This is a genomic window from Roseateles sp. P5_B10, from assembly GCF_056400485.1.
Window position 1 is genome coordinate 1 of record NZ_JBFULE010000602.1, and the last position, 3,271, is coordinate 3,271.

At 67.3% G+C, this 3,271-nt stretch carries 3 protein-coding genes; all 3 read left to right on the plus strand.

The genetic code is table 11. The features are described 5' to 3' along the window. Nucleotides 1–2: 2 nt before the first annotated feature. Nucleotides 3–545: a GNAT family N-acetyltransferase gene (locus AC1DU6_RS24555; protein ID WP_477860266.1), complete on the plus strand. Its 543-nt coding sequence runs from the start codon at nucleotides 3–5 to the stop codon at nucleotides 543–545. Next, complete coding sequence (locus AC1DU6_RS24560; RefSeq protein ID WP_477860268.1) at nucleotides 542–2,536, plus strand: S9 family peptidase; 1,995 nt, start codon at nucleotides 542–544, stop codon at nucleotides 2,534–2,536. Before AC1DU6_RS24555 ends, AC1DU6_RS24560 begins: the two co-directional genes overlap by 4 nt. A 229-nt stretch (nucleotides 2,537–2,765) precedes the next feature. After that, nucleotides 2,766–3,271 (plus strand): serine/threonine protein kinase (locus AC1DU6_RS24565; protein WP_477860270.1); only part of this gene is annotated, 506 nt, incomplete at its 3' end.

Below are 3,271 nucleotides of genomic sequence, written 5' to 3' on the forward strand. Positions count from 1 at the left end.
CGCTGACGCTGGGCCATGTGCCCGGCCTGCAGGCCGCGGCCGCGGACGGCGAACTGTGGAACTTGCGCTTCACCAGCGTGCCTGCGCCCGACGAGGCCGTCACTTACGTCGAAGCGGCCCTGGCCGGGCAGGCCGCCGGCCACCGCCTGCCCTTCGCCGTGCTGGATGCGTCGACCGGCGAGGTGCTGGGGTCAACGAGCTACCACGACATCGTGCCGGCCATCGAGCGTGTCGAGATCGGCTACACCTGGTATGCCCAGCGTGTGCAGCGCAGCGCCGTCAACACGACCGCCAAGCTGCTGCTGTTGACCCACGCCTTCGAAACCCTGGGCGCCAAGCTCGTGGGCTGGCGCACCGACAACTTCAACCACGCCTCGCAGCGCGCCATCGAGCGCCTGGGCGCCAGGCGCGACGGCGTGATCCGCCACCATGCGCTGCGCCGCGACGGCACGGTGCGCGACACCGTCATGTACAGCCTGACCATGGGCGAATGGCCCGAGGTCAAGGCGCACCTGAACTGGCAACTGACTCGACAGCGAACATGAAAAGACAATCCAAGGCCTTTGACGTCGATGCACTCTGGGCCCTGGATCGCATCGGCGAACCCAGCCTCAGCCCCGATGGTGCCCAGGCCGCCGCCGGTGTCACGCGCTACTCGATGGAGGCCAACCGCGCGCAGAGCAGCCTGTGGTTGTTCTCGACGCTGGGCGGCGAGCCGCGCCGCCTCACCGAAGCGGGCGAGAAGGACGGCAACCCGCAATGGAGCCCGCGTGGCGACCTGATCGCCTTCACCGCCAAGCGCGAGCAGGCCGGTCCGAATGGTCGATTTATCGACGAGGAGACGCAGCTTTATGTGATCCCGCCGGACGGCGGCGAGGCGCGCCGCGTCGGCCAAGTGCCCACGGGCGTCGAGTCCTTCAAGTGGTTCCCCGACGGCCGGCGCATCGCCTTCGTGTCCTGGGTCTGGCCCGATCTGAAGGGCGCAGCCCAGGCCGCGCGGCTGCGCGACTTCAAGAGCCGCAAGGAAAGCGCCTACGTCACCGACGAGGCCTTCTACCGCTTCTGGGACCACCACCTGCCGATGGACCGTGTGCCGCATCTGCATGTGATGGACGTCGAGACGGGCAAGGTGCGCGACCTGTTCGAGGGCACGGCCTGGGAGCTGAGCCGCGCCGAGCCGGATGTGAATTGCTTCGACGTGTCGCCCGATGGCCGGCGCATCGCCTTCGCGTTCGACCCCACCGCCGAGAAGAAGCTGGACGGCCGCTTTGCGCTGGCCGAGATCGACGTGAGAACGCGCCAGGGCCAGACGCTGCTGCAGGACGGCGACTGGGACTTCGCCGCGCCGCGCTACAGCCATGGCGGCGCTCACCTCGCCTTCCTGGCCAGCCACCAGGCCCTGGGCCACAACCATCCGAACCAGCTCGCCGTGCTGGACCAGCAGGGCCGCTGGGCCGTCTTCAGCGAGGATTGGGACCATGAGGTCAGCGCACCGCTGCGCTGGGCCGAGGACGACCAGGCGGTGTACTTCGCCGCCGAGGAGCGCGGCCGTCGCCACCTCTGGCAGTTCGCGCTGGGCGACCGCACCGCCGAACGGGTTTTCGAGGGAGGCCATGTCGGCAGCTTCGCGCTGTCGGCCGGCTTCCTGGTCATCAACCACGACGGCATGGCATTCCCGCCCCGGCTGTCGGTGCTGGGCGACGATGGCCTGCGCCGCATCGAGTCGCTGAACGACGAGCGCCTCGCGGCCCACAGCTTCGGCCGCCACGAGGAGGTCACGATCCAGGGTGCGCGCGGCGACGACGTGCAGATGTGGCTGACCTACCCGCCGGGCTTCGATCCGAAGAAGAAGTGGCCGGTCATGCACGTCATCCACGGCGGCCCGCACACTGCTTTCGGTGACAGCTGGCACTGGCGCTGGAACCATCAGGTGTTCGCCAGCCAGGGCTATGTCGTCGCCTGCGTGAATTACCACGGCTCATCCAGCTTCGGCCACGAGTTCCTGGACAGCATCACTGGCCACTGGGGCGAGTACGAGTTGCAGGATGTCGAGGCCGGCACTGACTGGCTGCTGAAGAAGTCATGGGTCGACCGCAAGCGCGTCGTCGCCGCTGGCGGCAGCTATGGCGGCTACATGGTGGCCTGGATGAACGGCCACGTGAAGGCCGGCCGCTATCAGGCCTACGTCTGCCACGCCGGCTGCTACGACTGGCAAGCCATGTATGCCGACGACGCCTACAGCTGGCATCGCAAGGAGCTGGGTGCGGCCTATTGGGATGATCCGGCCCGTGTCGCCGCCCAAAGCCCGCATGCCTTCGCCAAGCACTTCAAGACGCCGACCCTCGTCATGCACGGCCAGTTGGACTACCGCGTGCCCGATGCCCAGGGCCTGGCCTACTACAACACACTGAAATCGCTGGGAGTGCCTTCGAGGCTGGTCTGGTTCCCGGACGAGAACCACTGGGTGCTCAAACCGCGCAACAGCCGGCTCTGGTACGGCGAGTTCTTCAACTGGCTGGCCCGCTACACCGCCTAGGACAAGCCCGACGTCCAGCAGGCGGGCGAGACGGTGTCGGCTCTGCATAATCCGCAGAACTTCGATCCCGGCCCTGCTCCATGCTGTGCTCCATGCTGATCCAGTTCTGCTGCACGCTGCCTGCCTTGCATGAAGCGCCGCCGTCCGGTCGCCCGCAGCAATGAGCGAAGCGGCTGGCGGTCCACCCGGGCGCAAAACCCCAGAAGACCCGGTAGAGCCCACCATCGCCGTGGAGGTCCAGCTGACGCCGGGCCACACCCTGCCGTCCGGCACGCGCATCCACGACTACCGCATTGACCGGGTGCTGGGAGAAGGCGGTTTCGGCATCGTCTATCTCGCCACTGACGTCGCCCTGGAGCGGCAGGTCGCCATCAAGGAATACCTGCCCTCGTCGATGGCAGCACGCGCCGGCAATTCGCTGACAGTGCTGGTCAAGTCGCCCAACCATGCAGAGACCTTTGCGATCGGGCTGAGGAGCTTCGTCAACGAGGCCAAGCTGCTGGCCCGCTTCGACCACCCGGCGCTGCTCAAGGTGCATCAGTTCTGGGAGGGCAACGGCACCGCCTACATGGCCATGCCCTACTACCAGGGGCGAACGCTGAAGGAGGCGTTGGCCAGACTCGGCCGGCCGTCGACCGAAACCGAAGTGCGCGCCTGGCTGATGCCGCTGCTGGATGCGTTGGAGGTGCTGCACAACGAGCACTGCTACCACCGCGACATCGCGCCGGACAACAT